This is a genomic window from Pseudomonas sp. BN414 (genome assembly GCF_029871275.1).
GTDB lineage: Bacteria > Pseudomonadota > Gammaproteobacteria > Pseudomonadales > Pseudomonadaceae > Metapseudomonas > Metapseudomonas resinovorans_C.
Genome location: NZ_SSOL01000021.1, coordinates 18,626 through 37,779 on the forward strand (window position 1 = coordinate 18,626; position 19,154 = coordinate 37,779).

Here is a 19,154-nt window from a genome sequence, read left to right on the forward strand (position 1 = left end):
TCAGGCGCGCAGTTTGAGCTGGCGGATCGCCTGCGACAGCTCGCTGGCCAGCTCCGCCAGCTCGTTGCTGGTCGCGGCGGATTCTACGGTTTGGCTGACGGTCAGCTCAGTGACGTCGCGAATCCCCACCACGGCGCGGGTCATTTCCTCGGCCACCTGGCTCTGCTGTTCGGCGGCCACCGCGATCTGCGTATTGCTCTCGCGCATCTGGGCGACCGCGCCGGTGATCGCAGCGAGGGCAGCACCCGCCTCGTGGGCGGCCTGCACGCAATCGTCGGCCTTGATCGAGCTTTCCCGCATGAATTCCACCGCGTCGCGAGTGCCGGCCTGGAGGGCGCCGATCATGCTGGTGATCTCGTCGGTGGAGTCCTGCACACGCTTGGCCAGATTGCGCACTTCGTCCGCCACGACGGCGAATCCACGGCCCATTTCACCGGCGCGTGCGGCTTCGATAGCGGCGTTAAGCGCCAGCAGGTTGGTCTGCTCGGCGATGCCGTGGATGACGTTGACCACGCCGCTGATCTTCTGGCTGTCCTCGGCCAGCCGCTGAATCGTCTCCGCTGTCTGCTGAACGCCGGTCGAAAGCCCGGCGATGGAATGCTCGACACGTTCCACCACCAACTGACCGGCACCGGCTAGCTGGTCGGCGTTCTGCGACTGGTCGCGGGTGTCCGCCGCGTGCTGAGCGATGTGGTGCACGGTGGTGGACATCTCGTTGATGGCGGTGGCGGCCTGGTCGGTTTCGCTCTGCTGGCCGAGCATGCCCTGGCGCACCTCACCCATGCTGCCGGCAAGACGTGCTGCGCCTTCGTCGAGCCGCGCCACGGCCTGGGCAACGGTGCCAACCACCCGCGCATAACCGGCTTGCATGGCATTGAAGGCGCCGGCCATCTGTCCCACTTCGTCACGGCTGTCCAGCGGCACGCGCGCGGAAAGATCGCCGCTGCGTTCGACGTGAAGCATCACGTCCTTGAGGGTGTTGAGGTGACTGAGCAGGAAGCGGATCAGCAATTGCGAAGCCGCCAGCAGAGCGACCATCAGCAGGAATACGGAGATTGCGTACTCCACGGCGCGGGCGCCGAGCAGTTGGCTCAGGCTCGGGCTGCTGGCCAGCACGGCGACGCGCTGGCCCTCGGCGAGATCGAACACTTGGGCGCCGATGACCGGATCGCTGCCGAACAGAGCGTCAGGCTCCAGTTCCACCCAGCCGTTGGCGCGGGCCAGCGCCTGGCCGCCAGGCAATTGCGGGGCGCTACCGGCATCGAAGGCGAGGACCTGGGGTGAGGGGGGCAGGGGTTGGGCGGCGGGCCAGGATTTCAGTAGCTGGGCCTGGGCCGTAGCGGCTTTGCGGGCGTCTTCCGCCCGGCCCTGCTGCTCCAGGTAAAGCGCGTGGAGGACCAGCAGCAGTGTGGTGCAGAAGGCCACGGCGTTGACGGCCCAGAACTTGTACTTCAGGGAGATATCGCGAATCCAGGTTCCCATGATTTTCTTCTTGTGGCTCGGAGGGTATTGGCAAGGTGCCACTATTTTCTGACGGAAAATTCCTACCAGAGTTGATCCGAATCAAGAAGGAATCTGATTGCCTGCGTCAGTCGATGGTCGGGAGTCCGAAGAAGGCGCGTGCACACGCGGTGGTATGGCGAGCCAGTTCTTCAGGACTTTCGCCGCGATGCACGGCCACTTCCCGCAGTACTTCGGTGAGGAAGGCAGGTTCGTTGTGGCCATGCTTGGGTTTGGGGCGCAGGCTGCGCGGCAACAGGTAGGGCGCATCGCTTTCCAGCATCAGCCGGCCACGGGGAATGTCACGTACCAGGGCGTGTAGATGGGTGCCGCGACGCTCGTCGCAGATCCAGCCGGTGATGCCGATGTGCAGGTCGAGGTCCAGGTAACCGTAGAGGGCGCGCTTCTCGCCGGTGAAGCAGTGCACGACGGCGGCGCTGAGCTGATCGCGGAATTGCCGGACGATGGCCAGCAGGCGTTCATCGGCGTCGCGCTCGTGGAGAAACACCGGCTTACCCAGCTCGGCGGCCAGTGCCAGCTGCTCTTCCAGCGCCTTTTCCTGTTGCGGGCGGGGCGAGAAGTCACGATTGAAGTCCAGGCCGCATTCGCCCACTGCGCGTACCCGTGCTTCGCCCAGCAGTGCACGCAGTGTCCGCTGGCTATCGCTGTTCCAGTCGCTTGCTTCATGGGGATGGACGCCTGCGGTACTGAACAGCAGCAGGCCGCTTTCATCCAGTTGCTCGGCGACGAGCAGGGCCTTTTCGCTGTCATCCAGGTTGGTTCCGGTCAGCACCATCTGGCGGACGCCGGCGGCCTGGGCACGCTCCAGCAGGGCGCGGGCATCGCGGGCGAGGCTGGGGTGGGTCAGATTGACGCCGATGTCGATGAGTTGCATGGTGCTACCTCGGATTGGAGCAGAGCAGCGGAACAATGCTCGAAACAATTAAAAAAGCCAATCTTTACAGGAACTTGGCGCCTTGTGTTGAAGTCAATACCACGCTTTGGCTGGCGTCAGGCGCGTAGCTGTGACACTCTCCGCGCCCCTCGCTCGCCATCCAAGGTTTCGCGGCGCAGCAACTCTACACGTTCGGGTGCGCGCTGACGTCCCGCCCAGTCCCTGGAGAATTGATGACGCGACCGCTGCTGTTCCTGCTCTGCCTGCTGACGCTGTTGCCCTTCACGGCCAGCGCTCGCCTGGCTGGACCGCCGGAAGTCTGGCAGCAGCCGGCCGAAGCGCGCGACCTGGCACAGATCCGCCGCAGCGGTGTGCTCAAGGTGCTGGTGAACCAGAGCCGCAATAGCTCCGGCGAGGTCAAGGGCGAATCCGTCGGGGTCGAGTACCACCGCATCCGCACCTTCGAGCAGTACCTCAATCGCAATGCCCGAGACGGGCGCGAAATCAAACTGAAGATCATCCCGAAGGCCAAGGATCAGTTGCTGGTTGCATTGCAGCGGGGCGAGGGTGACCTCGTGGCGCCGGGGGAACTGATCAACCAGGGCATCGGCAGCAACGTCAGCGCCAGTGCGCCTCTGCGCAAGGATGTGCCGCTGGTACTGGTCAGTCGCCAGGGGCAGCGTCGTTATCAGCGCCTGGAGCAGTTGTCCGGCCGCAGCATCGCACTGCCGGTCGGTAGCGCGGCGGGTGAGGCGTTGCGGCCGGTGAACGAGAAGCTCGCGGCGCGCAAGCTCGCACCCATCGTCATCGAGTGGGTCGATTCGACGCTGGCGGTGGAAGATGTGCTGGAAATGGTCCAGGCCGGCATCTTCCCGCTGACGGCCGTGGAGCAACCGATTGCCGAGCGCTGGGCCAAGGTGATGCCGAAGCTGCGTCTGGACAAGCACCTGGTGCTCGACCGGCAGGGCGACATGACCTGGTTCGTGCGCCGCGATGCGCCGACGTTGCGGGCCAGCGTCGACCGTTTCCTGGCGGGATATCGCGCGCCTGAAGATCAGGATGCGGCGTTCCAGCGCGTCTACCGGCGCCTCTACAAGGTTCACAACCCCCTTGCCCGCACCGAGCGCCAACGCCTCGAGCGCGTGCGTCCGGTGCTGCAGCGCTACGCCGACCAGCATGACTTCGACTGGCTCAGCCTTGCTGCACTCGCCTATAAGGAGTCCAGCCTGAATCCGGCCGCCAGGGGCGCGGGCGGCGCCACCGGGCTGATGCAGATCACGCCGGGAGCCGCGAGCAGCGTGGGTGTGGGGAACATCCAGAAGCTCGACAACAATGTGCAGGCGTCAGCCCGGTACCTGGCCAAGCTGCGTCGCAGTTTCTTCTCCAGCACCCAGCTCGATGAGCGAGAGCGCATGGCCTTCGTGCTCGCCGCCTACAACCTCGGCCCGCAACGGGTCCAGGGGATGCGCGCCGAAGCCCGGCGGCGGGGCCTGAATCCCAATCAGTGGTTCTTCCAGGTAGAACGCATCGCTGCTGAACAGGCCGGGATGGGCGTGGTGAGCTACGTCAACAGCGTGAACAAGTACTACCTGGCCTTCGATCGCGAGCGTTATCTACTGGAGCCTTCGAAAAAGGCTGGCAAGGCGCGAAAATAATCGAACAATTCGATGATGTGGGTGAGAATTTTCCGGTTTTAATATCAAAAAATTCTACTAAACTTGTGTTCATCGACTCCCACAACACAAGGAACACCTCGATGAGCAACCCGATCAAATCCGTCCTCGCCACCAATGCTGGCTATGGCATCACCCTGCTGCGCGTCATCACTGGCCTGACTTTCATGGCACACGGCGCGCAGAAGCTCTTTGGCATGTTTGGTGGTTATGGCCTGGCGGGTACCGGGCAGTGGATGGAAAGCATCGGCCTGACTCCCGGCTACCTCATGGCCCTGATGGCCGGTAGCGCCGAGTTCTTCGGTGGCCTGGCTCTGGTGATCGGTTTGCTGGTGCGTCCGGCCGCCGCGGCGTTGATCGTTGCGATGGTCGTGGCGATCTTCAGCGTGCACTGGGCCAGCGGTTTCTTCATCACCAACGGTGGTTTCGAGTACGCCATGATCCTTGGCCTGATCAGCGCCACGCTGCTGGTCGAAGGCGCCGGCAAGATGTCCCTGGATCGCAACCTGGCCAGCTGAGCCAGGTCGTTGAAAAAAAGGCCCGCTCATGCGGGCCTTTTTGCGTTTCATGGCTGCTTTTTCCTGGCCATCGCCAACTCGGCGGCGGCCTGGAGACGCATGCGCTCCTGCGGGTTGAAGCCTTCCTCCTCCAGGCGGTTGATCGCAGCGGTCTTGTCACTCTGGCTCAGGCCTTCGCTGGCCTCGATACGGCCTTTCTCCTTCAGGTAGGCCTGCAGCCGTTGCTGCCATTGCAGGCGCTGCTGGTCCAGGTTCTCCAGCCTCGCCGTTGCTTCGGCCCCCACCAGTTGCTGGCGGAGCTGACGAACCTGCTCGGGGCTGCCGCCTGATGCCTGGAGCGCCCCCACCTGGACCCGGAGTTCGGCCTGCAACTGGCTCGCGGCCAGGGCCTGCATTTCTTCCGGCAAGCCGGCGCGTAGTTGGTCGATGGCTGCAGCCTTCGCGGCCGGGGTCATGTCGGCGTCGCGCTGGATGGCCAGGCGCTGCAGGGTGAAGGCGTTGTAGGCCTCCTCGGAGGCGAAGAAGGCTTGATGGGCATCGGTGCTGAAGATGCGAGCGCGCAGTGCCTGTACCGCCGCTTCACGCTGACGCAACGCGTTGAGGTCAGCGAGCAGCGGCAGATCGCGCTCCAGTTGTATGAGCTGACGCTTGTAGTCCAGGTACTGGTCGAGCAATGCTAGGGCCTGGCCTTGCGCTGGCGATTCCAGTTGCCCCGTTATGAAGCTTTTGAGGCGCTGGATGCTGTTGGCCAGCGACTCTTCGCCCTGGGTGCTGAGGAAGTAATCGAAGATGCGCCGGATGTCTTCGGTGATCAGCAGGTTGCCGGCGGCATCGAGGTGGAAGCGGCCGTCCACTTCTGTCCCCGCCAATGATCCGGGCTGTTTCGCGACGCTGGTTGCGCCCGCCAGGGAGCTTTGCAGCGGCTGCGAAGCGGGGAAGGCGTCGGCAGTTGGAGCGGGCGCTGCTGCGATGGTTTTCGGGGGGACAACGCCAGGTGAGGCTGGAGCCGGTTTGCCGCCCCCTTGCAGCAGGATGGCCAGGGCGCCGGCAAAGGCGAGAGGGAACAGCAGCAGGAGTTTTTTCACAGGGTCACTCGGCAGTCTGGAGGGAAACGGGGCCCGCAAGCCCCGCGCAGTTGCCTCAAAGGCCGTCGTTTTTCAGCCGGTTGGCCTGTTGACGATAGACGGTAGTTGGGTCTGTCTCGAACAGACTGGTCAGCCCCAGGGTCTGATTTACCTCGTCCAGGTGGTTCATCCGATAGTCGTCGCGGATGACCTTGCCCAGGTGCGAGCTGCAACGTCCCACCAGGCCGTCGTTGGCTTGGCCGTTGAAGGGCAGGGAGCTGGCGCCAAGCAGCCCGTCACTCACATCCAGCACATTGGTCAGGGGGCTGGTGCCGCTCCAGGAGTAGTAGCGCACCCCATTGACCTGGTAGGCGCCTTCACCACAGGCAGTGGTCGGCAGGCCCTGCGGGAAGCGTGCGTTGAACGCGGTCGCGCCCTGGCTGTTGAGGGATTCCAATGCGCCAAGGGCGTTCTGCTGGAGGTCGCTGTTGCTGCCGGAGAGGAAGTTGATCAGTGCGCCCAGGCCGTTGACGATGCCGGCCAGCATGACTTCACCCGCGGAGCCTGGTGGTATCTGACGAAGGAAGTCAGCAGTGGCGGAACCTTTGTGGGGCGCGCCGACGCTGGTGGCGGAGGCGACGAGATCCGGACGCACCGCTGCCACATAGCGAATAGTCGGGCCGCCATGGCTGTGACCGATCAGATTGACCTTGGGGCTGCCACTGATGGCGACGATCTCTTCCACCTGTTCGAGCAGTTCTTCGCCGCGTGCTTCGGTGGTGTTCAGCTGGCTGACTTCCGTGACATAGACGCGGGCGCCATCACTGCGCAAGGCAGAGGGAATGCCGTACCAGTAATCGACGCCAAGGATGCTGTCGAATCCGAGCATGCCGTGGGTCAGGACGATCGGGTAGCGGGTCTGGGTGTATCCGCTGGAACCGAACCAGAGTGCGTGGGCTTGTCCGGACGCAGCGAGTCCAGTGGCAAGGCAAAGGGCGAGCAGGGTCTTGTTGTTATTCATGTGCGCTCTCGATGTTGTGCGTGGGAGGGCCTGACTGCATTCCCTGGCATGGCCACGCCCTTCCTGGGCGTGCACTTCAGGCAGGGCGGAGCGCAGGAACCATGCCATTCGCTGCGAATATCGAGTAGCTGCTCTGGATTGGGCTTTTTGCGGATGTTTACATCCGTTCACCGTAGGATGTCGGCCAGTTTCCTGTTACGCGCCGAAACGTCAGGCTGGGGTCGAAGGCCGCAATGGCCAGTGTCCAAGCGCGCGATAACGGGTGCCTCTGGCGGTGTTTTCCGAGGCGAAGAGGGCGAATTCCGTGGCTGGCCAATCGAAGGTTGGGGTGCTGGCCGCGGGAAGTCGGGGGCAGTGGCGAGCCAGCGTCAGGTGAGGCTTGAAGGGGCGGGTTTCCAGGGTGAAGCCGGCGCCCAGCAATTGCTCGCGCAGGTCGCGTTCCAGTTCGAGCAGTGCGGGCGGTATCCGGCTGGGTGCCAGATACAGCAGGCCGTTTTTCCAGCGCGCCAGGCGATCCAGGTGCAGGGTGAACGCCTTGGGTTCCAGGCCAGCCGCCAAGGCTTCCAGGGCTTCTACCTGGCCACGGGGTTGCGAGCCGAGGAAGGCGAGGGTGAGGTGAAGCTTGTCGGGCGCCACGGGTTTACCGTCAACGGGGTTCCGGGTGCGCCAATCGGCAATGTCGTGGGCCAGTTGCGGGCAACAGGGAAGGGCGAAGAACAGGCGCAGGGGCGGGGTGCTCATGGGCGTCTCGCAAGGCGTGGTGGTCGCCTTGACAGTATTGCGCGGGCTTCTCTAGGATGTCGCCCCATGCGCCGATTTAGTCAGCTACTTGCGGGGCGCAGAAGTCTTCAGAGGCTTCCAAATACCGCTAAAACGCTGGTTCGGTGTCGCCTCTCACCGCTGCCCAGCGGGACCTCACGAGGCGGAGACATGACACCATGACCTGTCCCCAACCCCTGCTTCGACTAGCCCCGATCACCACCGGGCTGGTTTTGCGCAATCCCCGAATCCTGCTTGGCGGCTCGCACCAGCCAACGCTCCTGCGCTATCTCGAAGGCTGGCCCAAACGCTGGGGCCGTCCACGCAACTTCCTGATCCAGTTCGCCCGCGAAGGCGAGTCGTTGGCTCGCTTCGCCAGCGACAGCTTCGACATGGCGGTGATCCAGACACCATCAGCACAGGAGCTGCCGGAGGTGCTCGGCCAGTTGGTGCGGGTGGCGCGGCAGGGGCTGATCACTCGGCGCTGACCGGCCGGCTCGGCCGCTGATCTACGGATAATCGATCTCTACCACGTACCAGATCTTTTCCCCGGTTGGGGTGCTGACCCGGACTTCGGCGTCCAGTGGCTTGCCCACCAACGCGCGGGCAAGGGGGGAGTCGATGCTGATGAGGTTCTGCTTCAGGTCGAACTCGTCTGGTCCGACGATGCGGTAGCGCGCTTGCTCGCCATCGTCATCTTCCAGGGTGACCCAGGCGCCAAAGTAGACCTTGTCGGGATCGCTCGGACGCTCGCGCACCACTTTGAGGTTTTCCAGGCGTTTGGTGAGGAAGCGAACGCGACTGTCGATCTCCCGCAGCATCTTCTTCCCGTAGGTGAATTCGGCGTTCTCGGAGCGGTCGCCCTGGGCGGCCGCTTCACTCACAGCTTGCGTGACCTTGGGACGGCGTACATGCCACAGCTCATGTAGCTCGGCGCGCAGTCGGGCCTCGCCTTCCGGGGTGATCAGAGGGGTTCCGGCGGTGCGGGGCGGGCGATAACGGCTCATGGCGGTCCTACGGGGTTCTGGAGGGCGAAGCCTATCAAGCTTCGCGCAGGACCGTCAGTGGGCTGGCGTTGAGCGCGCGACGCGTCCCCATCACGCCTGCCGAACCCACGAGCAGGGCACCGAGCAATGGCAGCAGGAGCAGCCAGGGATGGGGTTGCCAATCCAGGTCGAAGGCGAAGCGATAGAGCAGGGCGCTGACCAGTTCGCAGCCGAGTGCCGCGAGCAAGCCGCTGCAGGCGCCGAGCAGGGCGAACTCTGCACGACGGGCTTTCAGCAGCAGCTGACGCTCGGCGCCCAGGGCGCGCAGCAGGGCGCCTTGGCGGATGCGCTCGTCCAGCGTGGATTGCAGCCCGGCAAAGAGTACGGCCATACCGGCCGCGAGGACGAAAAGCAGCACGAACTCCACTGCCAGGGTGACCTGGGCGAGGATGCTGCGCAGTTGCGCGAGGATGGCTTCCACCTGCAGCAGGGTCACCGCCGGGAAGGCACGGGACAGTTCCACCAGATCGCGGTCGTGGCGCGGCGGCAGATAGAAGCTGGTGAGATAGGTGACGGGAAGGTCGGACAGGGTGTTCGGCGCGAAGATCATGTAGAAGTTCGGCTGGAAGTTGTCCCAATCTACCTCGCGCAGGCTGGTCACTTCGGCGTCGCGTTGCAGGCCACCGACGCTGAAGCTGAGCTTGTCGCCCAGCTTGAGGCCAAGGCTTTCGGCAAGTTTGGATTCGACCGAAACACCCGGCAGGGCGGATTTGTCCAGGTCGCTCCACCAATGCCCGGCTACCAGGCGATTGTCGCCTGGGAGCTCGGCGGACCAGGTCAGGCTGAGGTCGCGCTGCACGGCGCGTTCGCCCTGGGAGTCCTTGCTCACCAGTTGGCGTACCGCTTCTCCGTTAATGGCCGTGAGCCGGCCGGGTACTACCGGATAAAGCGGCGACGGATGCGGCGACAGGCTGGCGAGGCGGCTGGCGAAGGCGTCTTTCTCCGCCGGCAGCACGTTCAGGGCGAAATGGTTGGGCGCGTTTTCGGGTAGCTGGTTCTGCCAGGTGTCCAGCAGTTCGCCCCGAAGCAACGCGATCAGCGCCATGGCCAGCAGAATCAGGCCAAAGGCCAGGGACTGGCCGGCTGCCGCCAATGGGTAGCGCAGCAGTTGGCCAAGGCCGAGTCGCCAGGGCAGGGCGGCGTTGGCCAGGGCCTTGCGCAGTCCCTTCAATCCGGCCAGCAGCAGGCCGCCCAGCAGCAGCGCCGCGATCAGGCCGCCACCGAGCAGGGCGAGCGTCAATTTCAGGTCCAGGCTCAGTCGCCACATGATCAGGCCAAGGGCCAGTAATGCCGCTCCATATATAAGCCAGGCACTGGGCGGCAGCGGCAGCAGGTCGCGGCGCAGGACGCGCAAGGGTGGCACCCGGCCCAGTGCGGCCAGCGGCGGCAGGGCGAAGCCGGCCAGGGCGAGCAGGCCGGTGGCGATCCCGGCCAGCGCGGGCACCAGGCCGCCGTCAGGAATTACTGCAGGCAGGAGTCCGCCGAGCAATTCGAACAGCACGACCTGCGCCAGCCAGCCGAGCAGGGCGCCCAGTGCACTGGCAAGCAGCCCCAGCAGAGCCAGCTGCAGACCAAATAGAAGGAGGGCTTCGCGGCGGGACAGGCCAAGGCAACGTAGCAGGGCGCTGGCGTCGTAACGACGTGCGGCGAATCGGGCCGCAGACAGCGCCACGGCGACACCGGCGAGCAACACGGCCGCGAGGCTGGCGAGGTTCAGGTAGCGCTCGGCGCGACCGAGGGCGCCACCGATCTGGCGGTTGCCTTGCCTGGCATCCTCCAGGCGCTGGTGCGCTGCCAGGCCGGGTTCAACCTCCGTCCGGTATTGCGCCAGCGCTTCATTCGAACCGCTCCACTGCTCCCGGTAACGCACCCTGCTACCGGGTTGCACGATGCCGGTGGCATCGAGGTCATCCAGGCTGATCAGCACCCGTGGGGTGAGGCTGTAGAAGTCACCTGCACGGTCGGGTTCGTAGGTGAGCACGCGCGCCAGGCGCAGGGTTTTCTGCCCGACATCGATACTGTCGCCGGGCTTGAGGTTCAGCGTTGCGAACAGCCTCGCTTCCGCCCAGGCTTCACCCGCTTTCGGGCCGCTGCCGGTGGTTTCCTCGCCATAAGGCTCCGCGGCGCTCTTCAATTCACCGCGCAGTGGATAGGCTGCGTCGGCGGCCTTGACGCTGGAGAGCTGGATACCGTTGTCGGTGGCGATAACGCTGGAGAATTCCACGGCGCTGGCATGTTTCAGGCCCAGCCGGTTGCCGCTTTCGACTTGACCGGCGCTGGCCGGTGACGAGCCGCTGAGCAGAAGGTCGGCACCGAGGAATTCCGTGGCACGCAGCAGCATGGCGCCATTCAGGCGGGCGCTGAAGTAGCCGATCGCACTGCTGGCGGCGACGGCTACCAGCAGGGAAAAGAACAGCACCCGCAATTCGCCGCTGTGGGCGTCGCGCCACAGTTGGCGGGCGGCCATCGTCAGCAGGCGAGCGAGTGGCAGGCGTCGCATCAGGGTTCCACCTGTTCGACCAGACGTCCGCCTTCGAGGCGAATAAGGCGGCGGCAGCGATGCGCGAGGCGTTCGTCGTGCGTCACCAGCACAAGGGTGGTGCCGCGCTCCTGGTTGAGTTGGAACAGCAGGTCGCTGATGCGCTCGCTGGTGTGGCTGTCGAGGTTGCCGGTGGGCTCGTCTGCGAACAGCACATCGGGTTCGGCAGCAAAGGCGCGGGCAATGGCGACGCGTTGCTGTTCGCCGCCGGAGAGCTGGCGCGGGTAATGGCTGAGGCGCTGGCCAAGGCCGACCCGTTCGAGCAGGTGGCGGGCACGTGAGCGCGCATCGCGGTTGCCTTCCAGCTCCAGCGGCAGCATGACGTTTTCCAGAGCGTTGAGGTTGTCCAGCAACTGGAATGACTGGAAAACGAAGCCAACATGCTCGGCGCGCACCCGGGCCCGCTGGTCCTCATCCAGGCTCGACAGGGCGCGCCCTGCCAGGTGCACCTCGCCGGCGCTGGGCAGGTCGAGCCCGGCGAGCAGGCCGAGGAGGGTGGATTTGCCGGACCCGGAGCTGCCGACGATGGCCAGACTGTCGCCCTTGCCGAGGTCGAAGGAGAGGTCGTGCAGGATGGTCAGCTCGCCTTCCGCGCTGGGAACCACTTTGCTAAGGTTCCGCGCATCGAGAATGCTTGCGCTCATGGAGAATCCAATGCGTGCCTGGTTGTTGGGTGGCTGCCTGTCACTGTTGCTGTTGGCGCAGGAGGCCATGGCGGGGATCGTGCTGGTCGTCGGCGATAGTATCAGCGCTGCTTTCGGGCTGGAATCCAGCCAGGGATGGGTCTCGCTGCTGGAAAAACGTCTTGCCGAAAAGGGTTACGAACAGCGCGTGGTGAATGCCTCCATCAGCGGTGACACCAGTGCCGGCGGGCTGTCCAGGCTGCCGGCGCTACTGGCCGAGCACAAGCCGGAGCTGGTGATCATAGAGCTTGGCGGCAACGATGGACTGCGTGGCCAGCCACCTGCGCAATTGCAACAGAATCTTGCCGCCATGATCGACAGCGCCAAGGCGCAGGGTGCTTCCGTGCTGTTGCTCGGTATGCGTCTACCGCCCAACTACGGCGTGCGCTATACGACGGCATTCGCCAATGTCTATAACAGCCTGGCAGCGGAAAAACAGGTGCCGCTGGTGCCCTTCTTCCTCGACGGGGTCGGGGGCGTGCCGGAAATGATGCAGGCCGATGGCCTTCACCCTCGCGCGCAGGCCCAGCCAAGGCTGCTGGACAACCTCTGGCCGACGCTGGAACCCATGCTCTGACGCTTTTCCCGAGGCTCGCTTTCGGCTAATGTTGCGCACCCTCCCTGGAGTCCTCCATGCCGCGCCCCGCCTGGTCCCTGTTTGGCTACAAAGTCATTGAGCCCGACGAGCAACTCGACCTGTTCGCTTGCCGCGAGATTCGCCTGCATCTGGTGGCGCGACAGCTGGAACTGGACGGCTTCGCGGATCGGACCCTTTGCGGCGGTTTGCTGCCGGCGCAGCCGCGCTGGAGTAGTCTGGAGCAGGAGTTGCTGCGTGATCGGCGGCTGTGCTCCAACTGCCGTTCCACCCTCGATGCACACCGCAAGGGGCAGCACTCGGTCTGGTCGGAGGCCTGAGGGCTCCCGGCGCGGCGCGCGCCGGTGTAGAATTCTGAGTCTTTTAATCAGTCAATTTGCCAAGGATTCCCGGATGTTGCCGCGCTTTACAGCCGTCGCCCGCTCCCTGTCGTTAGCGTCCCTGCTGGTGGCGGGCCCTGTCGTAGCCCTTGAGCTGCCCCTGCCGCCGCCCGGCGAAGATATCGTCGGCCAGGTCCAGGTGATCAAGGCCAAGTACGAAGACACCTTCGCCGATATCGGTGTAGCCAATGACCTGGGTTACCTGGAGATGGTCGCCGCCAACCCTGGCGTCGATCCCTGGCTGCCCGGCGCGGGCACCGAGGTCATCCTGCCGACCCGCTACATCCTCCCGGCCGGGCCGCGCGAAGGCATCGTCATCAACCTTGCTGAATACCGGATGTACTACTTCCCGAAAGGGCAGAATGTGGTGCATACGTACCCGCTGGGTATCGGTCGTGAAGGCTGGGGCTCGCCCATTGCGCACACCACCATCACCGCCAAGACCTCCAACCCGGCCTGGTATCCGCCGAAGTCGATCCGCGAAGAGCACGCGGCCGATGGCGATCCGCTTCCAACCATGGTGCCGCCGGGTCCTGACAATCCCCTTGGCCCGTTCAAGTTCAAGCTAGGCGTACCGGGCTACCTGATTCATGGCTCGAACAAGAAGTTCGGCATCGGCATGCGCGTCAGCCATGGCTGCTTCCGCATGCTGAACAACAACGTCCTGGCACTGGCTGCCATGGCGCCGGTGGGCACTCCGGTGCGCATCATCAATGAGCCCTACAAGTTCGGCGTGAGCGGCGGCAAGGTCTACCTGGAAGCCCATGCCCCGCTGGATGATCATGGCGACCCGTCCGTTGTGGACAAGCACACTGCCGTGATCAACGCGCTGCTCAAGCGTGAAGAGTTGGTCAACACCATTCGCCTGGATTGGGATGTGGTGCGCGAAGTAGTCGCGGCCGAGGACGGCCTGCCGGTAGAAATTGCCGAGCCCAACTCGGCGGTTGCGGCCACTATCCCCAATACCGAGCTGTAAGCGCCGGTCGTTTCAAGGAAGCCCGCTGAGCGATTCGCCAGCGGGCTTTTCTTTTGCCCGTGAGTTGGCGATGCAGCGGCGTTTGAAAGTAACTCGGAACAGAAGGGCAGAAAGTGCGGGCAATAAAAAAGCCGACCCAGCGAACTGGATCGGCTCTATAGCCCGAGAGCTATTACTTGCGGCTGGCTTTTTCCAGCATACGCAGGGCGCGCTCGTTAGCCTCGTCAGCGGTCTGCTGGGCTTTCTGAGCGGCGGCCAGAGCTTCGTCAGCCTTGCGGTAGGCTTCGTCAGCACGGGCTTGAGCGCGAGCAGCTGCGTCTTCAGTCGCAGTCAAACGAGCTTCGGTTTCTTTGGATACGCTGCTGCAACCGGTGGCCAGAACTGCGGCCAGAGCCAGAGCAGAGAATTTCAGAACGTTGTTCATCGTGTTCCCCTTAAGGTGGACATTTCCATAAAGCAATTCCCCGAGCTTGGGAAATTAGCCGGCGTACATACTACCCATAACTTGTAGTAAGTAAACTGACCTTGTGCAAGGCAGGCACATTTTTTTCAGCTTGCCGGCTAGTTCACGAGCAACTAACGAGGTCGCTGATCAAAAAACAGTCAGGCTGATTGTTCTTTGATCAGTCGAAATTCCAAGTGTAGGCCCTGCCCAGCACTCTGGGCCCTTTCCCTCCCATAATCTGACAAGCGTTACCTCGAGCCAGGGCAAGGGCATTCGTGCGCAAATCGTGCATTGAAAAGGGAACTTTTTCAGAGAACCGTGAATTATCACTCTCTATACAAAGAGCGGCCGTAGTAGTGCCTGTGGGCCGCTGATAAGCTTGCACGGCTTCCGATATCCGTAGCGAAGCGCAGACTTCAAGGACGTCACTATGTCGAAGATTCTCAAGTGGGGAGTGCTCTCGGTTCTGGCCGTGGGGTTGATCATCAAGTTGTCACTTTGGTGGTCGGTCAGATCGATCATGGATGACGCAATCAGCAAGTTGTCGCCGATGGTGGATATCACCTATGGCGGCATTACTTCTTCCTTCGATGGCCGGGTTGGCCTCGAGAACCTTCAACTTCGCGTCCCGGTCATGGGAGATAGCCTGCATGTGCAGCAGGCTGAACTGAAGTTCAAGAGCTTGCGCGAACTCCTCAGCTTCAAGGAGCGCCTCGCCGAGGGCAAGTTTCCCGAGCAGATGGCGCTCAGCCTGAAGGGAATGGCACTGGAAGTGCATGGGCCGTTCATGCAGCAGCTGTACAACACGCCCGCCGAGCGCAGTGTATTCACCGCAATGAGCGAAGTGGCGTGCGGCACGGTGCGCAATATCGGCACAGACGAACTGCTGGAGATGGGCTATCGCACCCTCGAGTCCGACGTCGAGTTCTCCTACCTGTTCCAGCCGGGCGCGCAGAAGCTCAACCTGAACCTGACTTCCGATACCCGGGACATGGGCGAGGTGCGTCTCAGCCTGTCGTTGTCTAACATGTCGGAGAAGCCGGGCGACCTGCGGGTCAATCCGCCGCAACTCTCCAGCGTGATCTTCGAGTTGAATGACAACCAGTACCAGCGCAAGGTGCAGCAGTTCTGCGCCGGTAAACTCGGTCAGACGCCGGACCTGTATCTGAAAGGCGCGGTTCAGCAGTTCGATACCGCACTGCGGAGCCAGAAGGTCGCCCTCGGACAGTCGATGCTGGATGCTTATGGGCGTTACCTGAAGGACCCGCAGTCGCTTCGCGTAGAACTCACCCCGAGCGAAGGCATGGCGTGGGATGGCCTGCAGTTCTTCGACGCCAAGGATGTTGTTGCCATGCTGCGTCCGGCGGTATTGGTGAACCAGGAGCTGGTCCAGCCGGTCGAATTCAGCTGGGTTGACCCCTCGGCAGCGCGCAACGAGCAAGTTGCAATGGAAAGGGTCACCGCAGAGCCGGAAAACGATGGCGACGGACGTGCCGTGCAGCAGTATGAGTTCGTCAATGTTGCCGACCTGCCGGGATATGCCGGCAAGCGACTGCAGTTCATCACCTTCGATGGCGCCTATTACCAGGGTGTATTACACAAGGTGGAGAACGGGAAGGCGTACCTCAGCGTGCAGTTCGGTTCCGGCACGGCAGAGATGTTCCTTCGGTTGGAAAAGATCGATAAGGTACGCGTAAGGTTTTAGATCCTCAGAGGAGTAGTGATGAGCGAGGCATTGTCCATCCACCATGACCAGGCTGGTCATCAGTTCGAGACCACCGTGGAAGGTCATCGTGCATACCTGGCCTATATGGACCTGGGTAAACAGACGTTGGACATCTATCGCACTTTCGTGCCGAACGTCCTGCGCGGCCGCGGGATTGCCGCAGCATTGACCGAGTCGGCCCTGGAATATGCCGAGGACCACGGCTATACCGTGATCCCATCCTGCTCCTACGTCGAGCGCTATATCGAGCGACGTCAGCGTCAGGCCCAGCGCAACGGCTGAGCTGAAGCGCAAAGAAAAACGCCGGGCAATTGCCCGGCGTTTTCGTTTTCAGCTTTCGATCAGCGCTGGCGCTTGGGCAGCACGTCCTTGAGCTTGGCGTGCATGCTGCGCAGGGCTTTCTCGGTGGCTTCCCAGTCGATGCAGGCGTCGGTGATGGAAACGCCGTACTTCAGCTGGTCGAGGTCTTTCGGGATCGACTGGCTGCCCCAGCCCAGATGGCTTTCCACCATCAGGCCGACGATGGAGTTGTTGCCTTCGAGGATCTGGTTGGCGACGTTGTCCATCACCAGCGGCTGCAGGGCAGGGTCCTTGTTGGAGTTGGCGTGGCTGCAATCGACCATGATGTTCGGGCGAATGCGCGCCTTGGTCAGTTCCTGTTCGCAGATGGCGACGCTGACCGAGTCATAGTTCGGCTTGCCGTTGCCGCCGCGCAGAACCACATGGCCATAGGCGTTGCCCTTGGTGGTGACGATGGACACGCCACCTTCCTGGTTGATGCCGAGGAAGCGGTGCGGGCTGGAAACCGATTGCAGGGCGTTGATCGCTACGGTCAGGCTGCCGTCGGTGCCGTTCTTGAAGCCGACCGCTGACGAAAGGCCGGAAGCCATCTCGCGGTGAGTCTGGGATTCGGTGGTACGGGCGCCGATGGCCGACCAGCTGATCAGGTCCTGCAGGTACTGCGGGGAAATCGGGTCCAGGGCTTCGGTGGCGGTGGGCAGGCCCTTTTCGGCCAGGTCGCGCAGCAGTTGGCGGCCGATGTGCAGGCCGTCCTGGATCTTGAAGGAGTCGTCGAGGTACGGGTCGTTGATCAGGCCTTTCCAGCCGACGGTGGTGCGCGGCTTCTCGAAGTACACGCGCATCACCAGGAAGAGGGTATCGGACACTTCGGCAGCCAGGACCTTCAGGCGATCGGCATACTCGTGAGCGGCCTTGATGTCGTGAATGGAGCAGGGGCCCACGACCACGAACAGGCGATGGTCCTTGCCATCGAGGATATTGCGGACCACCTGGCGGCCATTGGCTACGGTGCCCAGGGCTTCATCGGTCAGCGGAATTTCGCGCTTCAACTGCTCCGGCGTGATCAGGGTCTCGTTGGAGGCAACGTTAAGGTCGTCGATCTGTAAATCAGCCATCGTGCTTTTCATCGTTCAGGTCGTCAGGTCACGGGTGCAGGCCGCCAGCGATCCCCGTTTGGCGGAGAGCACAGCAGTAAAAACGCGGCGGGGACGGGAACCTTAACGCTTTCCACGTAACCTCGACAATGGCGAATGCATGCGCCGAACGTGGAATTTGCACGAATTCAGACGGGGGCGAAGTCGGCTGCGTGCAGGGTGATCCATTCCTGCGCCACCGCTTCCGGCGCCAGGGCATGGCCCACTGCCTCTTCGCGCTGCTTGCGGTACTGTTCGATCAGGCAGATCTGCTCGACCATGCGGGCGCGGAACATGTTTTCTTCATCGGTGAACGCGATGCCGATCATGTAGTCGTCGACCTGCTTGCGGCACCAGGCGACGGTCCCGGAAAAGCGTGCCTGGTCGCCCAGCAGCGGGATGCACAGTTCGATGGAGGTGCCGCGCCGGAACGCCCGGACGGAGTTGCATGCCACCCCACCCAGGCTGATATCGTGCAGCCGCTGCGGGGGCATGTGCCTGCCCTTGCGCGGAACCAGCTCCACGGGCATTTCCGTGGGGTGACGCAGGAATTGACGCATGACCGCGAACTCCAGATGCCTCGAACCCGGCATCGCACCAGAAACTATAGTGCCCGAGGTGGAACTGACTGACCTCGATGCCGATCGCCGTCTGCTCGACCTGCCCGGCACTTCACTGGTGATCTTCACCAGTGCCGGCTGCGCCAGTTGTCGCTGGGCGCGCGGGCATCTGCCGGGAGCCGGTCTGCCGGTGGACCGATTGTGCTGGATCGATGCCGGCAATAATGGTGGGCTGGTCGAGCGCTATGAGGTATTCCACCTGCCTGCGTTATTCGTGGTTCAAGATGGCAACTTCCATGGCGCGCTGCACTCCAGCCTGCGACGCGACGATCTGACAAAGTCCCTGGAACGGGCCTTGGCCCGGCCGGCAGAGGAGCTTCCTTAAATGAGTACGAGCAAACCGCGTATCGGCATTATCGGTACCGGCGCCATTGGCGGCTTTTATGGTGTGATGCTGGCGCGTGCCGGCTTTGATGTGCACTTCCTGCTGCGCAGCGAATACGACGCCGTGGTCGCGCGTGGCCTGCAACTGAACAGTGCGGTACATGGCGCCCAGGCGCTATTCCCTGTCCAGGCCTACCGTGATGCCGCCGACATGCCGCCTTGCGACTGGCTGCTGGTAGGTGCCAAGACCACCAGCAATGCCGCGCTCTCGCCGGCCATTGCCCAGGCTGCAGCGCCGGGCGCGAAGGTGGTATTGCTGCAGAACGGCCTCGCGGTGGAGGACGAACTCCGTCGGCTGCTGCCAAGCTCGCTGCATCTGCTGGGTGGCCTCTGCTACATCTGCGTCCACCGCTCGGAGCCGGGCGTGATCGAGCACCAGTCCCTGGGCGCGGTGAACCTCGGCTATCACTCCGGTCCGGCGGTGGGCGACGCAGAGCGTCAGGCGCTGACGGAGGAGGGCTCTGGTCTGTTCAAGGCAGCCGGAATCGATTCCGCAGCAGTCGCCAATCTGGACCAGGCACGCTGGCAGAAGCTGGTGTGGAACGTGCCCTACAACGGCCTGTCGGTGCTCCTGGATGCCGGCACCACTGCGCTCATGGGCAATGCCGATACCCGCGAATTGATCCAGGCGATCATGCAGGAAGTGGTGGATGCGGCGACCGCCATCGGGCATCGCATTCCGGATAACTTCGCTGCAAAGCTGCTGGCTTCCACCGATCGCATGCCCGATTACTTGCCGAGCATGTACCACGACTACGCTCAGAAGCGCCCGCTTGAACTCGGCGCCATATATGAAGCCCCTCTGGCCGCGGCTGCAGCCATCGGCTTCGAGATGCCGCGTATCCGTGCGCTCTATCAGGCGCTACGCTTCATCGACGCACGCAATCAGGGCTGAGG

The 19,154-nt window shown here is 63.2% G+C and carries 21 protein-coding genes; 10 read left to right on the forward strand and 11 right to left on the reverse strand.

Features of this window, described 5'->3' with window-relative positions; all coding sequences use genetic code 11:
- Together E8E95_RS01525 and E8E95_RS01530 are read right to left on the reverse strand one after the other, a co-directional pair.
- Complete coding sequence (locus E8E95_RS01525) at nt 1–1,482, reverse strand: methyl-accepting chemotaxis protein (RefSeq protein ID WP_280347618.1); 1,482 nt, start codon at nt 1,480–1,482, stop codon at nt 1–3.
- A gap of 106 nt (nt 1,483–1,588) precedes the next feature.
- Nucleotides 1,589–2,395, reverse strand: coding sequence for a TatD family hydrolase (locus E8E95_RS01530; protein ID WP_280347620.1), 807 nt, complete (start codon nt 2,393–2,395; stop codon nt 1,589–1,591).
- 233 nt (nt 2,396–2,628) lie between these two features.
- On the opposite strand from E8E95_RS01530, the gene E8E95_RS01535 reads away from it, so the two are divergent.
- Together E8E95_RS01535 and E8E95_RS01540 are read left to right on the forward strand one after the other, a co-directional pair.
- Entirely contained in the window at nt 2,629–4,050 is a 1,422-nt protein-coding gene (locus E8E95_RS01535; RefSeq protein ID WP_280347622.1) for a transglycosylase SLT domain-containing protein, read from the forward strand.
- A gap of 101 nt (nt 4,051–4,151) precedes the next feature.
- Nucleotides 4,152–4,586, forward strand: a complete 435-nt coding sequence (locus E8E95_RS01540; RefSeq protein WP_280347624.1) for a DoxX family protein — start codon at nt 4,152–4,154, stop codon at nt 4,584–4,586.
- A gap of 47 nt (nt 4,587–4,633) precedes the next feature.
- Here the strand turns inward: E8E95_RS01540 and E8E95_RS01545 are convergent, their stop codons facing one another.
- The 3 genes from E8E95_RS01545 to thpR form a co-directional block, all read right to left on the reverse strand.
- On the reverse strand, nt 4,634–5,671 hold the full coding sequence (locus E8E95_RS01545; protein WP_280347627.1) for a lipase secretion chaperone: 1,038 nt from the start codon (nt 5,669–5,671) through the stop codon (nt 4,634–4,636).
- A 55-nt stretch (nt 5,672–5,726) separates the two neighbouring features.
- Complete coding sequence (locus E8E95_RS01550; protein ID WP_280347629.1) at nt 5,727–6,671, reverse strand: triacylglycerol lipase; 945 nt, start codon at nt 6,669–6,671, stop codon at nt 5,727–5,729.
- Nucleotides 6,672–6,881: 210 nt separating this feature from the next.
- Complete coding sequence (gene thpR / locus E8E95_RS01555) at nt 6,882–7,412, reverse strand: RNA 2',3'-cyclic phosphodiesterase (protein WP_280347631.1); 531 nt, start codon at nt 7,410–7,412, stop codon at nt 6,882–6,884.
- A 197-nt stretch (nt 7,413–7,609) separates the two neighbouring features.
- Between thpR and E8E95_RS01560 the strand changes: the two genes are divergently transcribed.
- Complete coding sequence (locus E8E95_RS01560) at nt 7,610–7,918, forward strand: hypothetical protein (protein WP_077523003.1); 309 nt, start codon at nt 7,610–7,612, stop codon at nt 7,916–7,918.
- Between the two features lie 21 nt (nt 7,919–7,939).
- On the opposite strand, the gene greB is transcribed toward E8E95_RS01560, so the two are convergent.
- Genes greB through E8E95_RS01575 form a run of 3 tightly spaced genes read right to left on the reverse strand, consistent with a single transcriptional unit; the run spans nt 7,940 to nt 11,659 of the window.
- Nucleotides 7,940–8,437: a transcription elongation factor GreB gene (gene greB / locus E8E95_RS01565; RefSeq protein WP_280347634.1), complete on the reverse strand. Its 498-nt coding sequence runs from the start codon at nt 8,435–8,437 to the stop codon at nt 7,940–7,942.
- Nucleotides 8,438–8,471: 34 nt separating this feature from the next.
- Nucleotides 8,472–10,976, reverse strand: coding sequence for an FtsX-like permease family protein (locus E8E95_RS01570; RefSeq protein WP_280347636.1), 2,505 nt, complete (start codon nt 10,974–10,976; stop codon nt 8,472–8,474).
- Nucleotides 10,976–11,659 (reverse strand): ABC transporter ATP-binding protein, encoded by a 684-nt coding sequence (locus E8E95_RS01575; protein WP_280347638.1) that lies wholly within the window; start codon nt 11,657–11,659, stop codon nt 10,976–10,978. Before E8E95_RS01575 ends, E8E95_RS01570 begins: the two co-directional genes overlap by 1 nt.
- A gap of 10 nt (nt 11,660–11,669) precedes the next feature.
- Here E8E95_RS01575 and E8E95_RS01580 point away from each other — a divergent pair, with 10 nt between their 5' ends.
- The 3 genes from E8E95_RS01580 (at nt 11,670) to E8E95_RS01590 (ending at nt 13,649) form a co-directional block, all read left to right on the forward strand.
- Entirely contained in the window at nt 11,670–12,275 is a 606-nt protein-coding gene (locus E8E95_RS01580; protein ID WP_280347640.1) for an arylesterase, read from the forward strand.
- Nucleotides 12,276–12,331: 56 nt separating this feature from the next.
- Nucleotides 12,332–12,613, forward strand: coding sequence for a hypothetical protein (locus tag E8E95_RS01585; RefSeq protein ID WP_077522992.1), 282 nt, complete (start codon nt 12,332–12,334; stop codon nt 12,611–12,613).
- Between the two features lie 73 nt (nt 12,614–12,686).
- A complete protein-coding gene (locus E8E95_RS01590) occupies nt 12,687–13,649 on the forward strand; it encodes a L,D-transpeptidase family protein (protein ID WP_077522990.1) in 963 nt (320 codons plus the stop codon).
- A gap of 172 nt (nt 13,650–13,821) precedes the next feature.
- Here the strand turns inward: E8E95_RS01590 and oprI are convergent, their stop codons facing one another.
- Complete coding sequence (gene oprI, locus E8E95_RS01595; RefSeq protein ID WP_003448337.1) at nt 13,822–14,073, reverse strand: outer membrane lipoprotei OprI; 252 nt, start codon at nt 14,071–14,073, stop codon at nt 13,822–13,824.
- Nucleotides 14,074–14,524: 451 nt separating this feature from the next.
- Between oprI and E8E95_RS01600 the strand changes: the two genes are divergently transcribed.
- Together E8E95_RS01600 and E8E95_RS01605 are read left to right on the forward strand one after the other, a co-directional pair.
- On the forward strand, nt 14,525–15,799 hold the full coding sequence (locus E8E95_RS01600; protein ID WP_280347643.1) for a hypothetical protein: 1,275 nt from the start codon (nt 14,525–14,527) through the stop codon (nt 15,797–15,799).
- 18 nt (nt 15,800–15,817) lie between these two features.
- Nucleotides 15,818–16,102 (forward strand): GNAT family N-acetyltransferase, encoded by a 285-nt coding sequence (locus E8E95_RS01605; protein ID WP_077522986.1) that lies wholly within the window; start codon nt 15,818–15,820, stop codon nt 16,100–16,102.
- A 59-nt stretch (nt 16,103–16,161) separates the two neighbouring features.
- On the opposite strand, the gene E8E95_RS01610 is transcribed toward E8E95_RS01605, so the two are convergent.
- Nucleotides 16,162–17,235 carry a 3-deoxy-7-phosphoheptulonate synthase gene (locus E8E95_RS01610; RefSeq protein ID WP_179062625.1) on the reverse strand — a complete coding sequence of 358 codons (1,074 nt, stop codon included), beginning with the start codon at nt 17,233–17,235 and terminating at the stop codon, nt 16,162–16,164.
- Nucleotides 17,236–17,402: 167 nt separating this feature from the next.
- Nucleotides 17,403–17,813, reverse strand: a complete 411-nt coding sequence (locus E8E95_RS01615; protein ID WP_077522950.1) for a PilZ domain-containing protein — start codon at nt 17,811–17,813, stop codon at nt 17,403–17,405.
- Here E8E95_RS01615 and E8E95_RS01620 point away from each other — a divergent pair.
- Together E8E95_RS01620 and E8E95_RS01625 are read left to right on the forward strand one after the other, a co-directional pair.
- A complete protein-coding gene (locus E8E95_RS01620) occupies nt 17,812–18,198 on the forward strand; it encodes a thioredoxin (RefSeq protein ID WP_280347649.1) in 387 nt (128 codons plus the stop codon). The genes E8E95_RS01615 and E8E95_RS01620 overlap by 2 nt on opposite strands.
- A complete protein-coding gene (locus E8E95_RS01625; protein WP_280347651.1) occupies nt 18,199–19,152 on the forward strand; it encodes a putative 2-dehydropantoate 2-reductase in 954 nt (317 codons plus the stop codon).
- Nucleotides 19,153–19,154: the final 2 nt, after the last annotated feature.

What these genes read in the sequence shown, in the direction of transcription:
- E8E95_RS01610 (WP_179062625.1), bottom strand. Translation starts at nt 17,235, where the DNA reads ATGGCTGATTTACAGATCGACGACCTTAACGTTGCCTCCAACGAGACC.
- E8E95_RS01550 (WP_280347629.1), bottom strand. Translation starts at nt 6,671, where the DNA reads ATGAATAACAACAAGACCCTGCTCGCCCTTTGCCTTGCCACTGGACTC.
- oprI (WP_003448337.1), bottom strand. Translation starts at nt 14,073, where the DNA reads ATGAACAACGTTCTGAAATTCTCTGCTCTGGCTCTGGCCGCAGTTCTG.
- E8E95_RS01540 (WP_280347624.1), top strand. Translation starts at nt 4,152, where the DNA reads ATGAGCAACCCGATCAAATCCGTCCTCGCCACCAATGCTGGCTATGGC.
- E8E95_RS01530 (WP_280347620.1), bottom strand. Translation starts at nt 2,395, where the DNA reads ATGCAACTCATCGACATCGGCGTCAATCTGACCCACCCCAGCCTCGCC.
- E8E95_RS01590 (WP_077522990.1), top strand. Translation starts at nt 12,687, where the DNA reads ATGTTGCCGCGCTTTACAGCCGTCGCCCGCTCCCTGTCGTTAGCGTCC.
- E8E95_RS01570 (WP_280347636.1), bottom strand. Translation starts at nt 10,976, where the DNA reads ATGCGACGCCTGCCACTCGCTCGCCTGCTGACGATGGCCGCCCGCCAA.
- E8E95_RS01625 (WP_280347651.1), top strand. Translation starts at nt 18,199, where the DNA reads ATGAGTACGAGCAAACCGCGTATCGGCATTATCGGTACCGGCGCCATT.
- E8E95_RS01605 (WP_077522986.1), top strand. Translation starts at nt 15,818, where the DNA reads ATGAGCGAGGCATTGTCCATCCACCATGACCAGGCTGGTCATCAGTTC.
- greB (WP_280347634.1), bottom strand. Translation starts at nt 8,437, where the DNA reads ATGAGCCGTTATCGCCCGCCCCGCACCGCCGGAACCCCTCTGATCACC.
- E8E95_RS01575 (WP_280347638.1), bottom strand. Translation starts at nt 11,659, where the DNA reads ATGAGCGCAAGCATTCTCGATGCGCGGAACCTTAGCAAAGTGGTTCCC.
- E8E95_RS01585 (WP_077522992.1), top strand. Translation starts at nt 12,332, where the DNA reads ATGCCGCGCCCCGCCTGGTCCCTGTTTGGCTACAAAGTCATTGAGCCC.
- E8E95_RS01620 (WP_280347649.1), top strand. Translation starts at nt 17,812, where the DNA reads ATGACCGCGAACTCCAGATGCCTCGAACCCGGCATCGCACCAGAAACT.
- thpR (WP_280347631.1), bottom strand. Translation starts at nt 7,412, where the DNA reads ATGAGCACCCCGCCCCTGCGCCTGTTCTTCGCCCTTCCCTGTTGCCCG.
- E8E95_RS01535 (WP_280347622.1), top strand. Translation starts at nt 2,629, where the DNA reads ATGACGCGACCGCTGCTGTTCCTGCTCTGCCTGCTGACGCTGTTGCCC.
- E8E95_RS01525 (WP_280347618.1), bottom strand. Translation starts at nt 1,482, where the DNA reads ATGGGAACCTGGATTCGCGATATCTCCCTGAAGTACAAGTTCTGGGCC.
- E8E95_RS01600 (WP_280347643.1), top strand. Translation starts at nt 14,525, where the DNA reads ATGTCGAAGATTCTCAAGTGGGGAGTGCTCTCGGTTCTGGCCGTGGGG.
- E8E95_RS01560 (WP_077523003.1), top strand. Translation starts at nt 7,610, where the DNA reads ATGACCTGTCCCCAACCCCTGCTTCGACTAGCCCCGATCACCACCGGG.
- E8E95_RS01615 (WP_077522950.1), bottom strand. Translation starts at nt 17,813, where the DNA reads ATGCGTCAATTCCTGCGTCACCCCACGGAAATGCCCGTGGAGCTGGTT.
- E8E95_RS01580 (WP_280347640.1), top strand. Translation starts at nt 11,670, where the DNA reads ATGCGTGCCTGGTTGTTGGGTGGCTGCCTGTCACTGTTGCTGTTGGCG.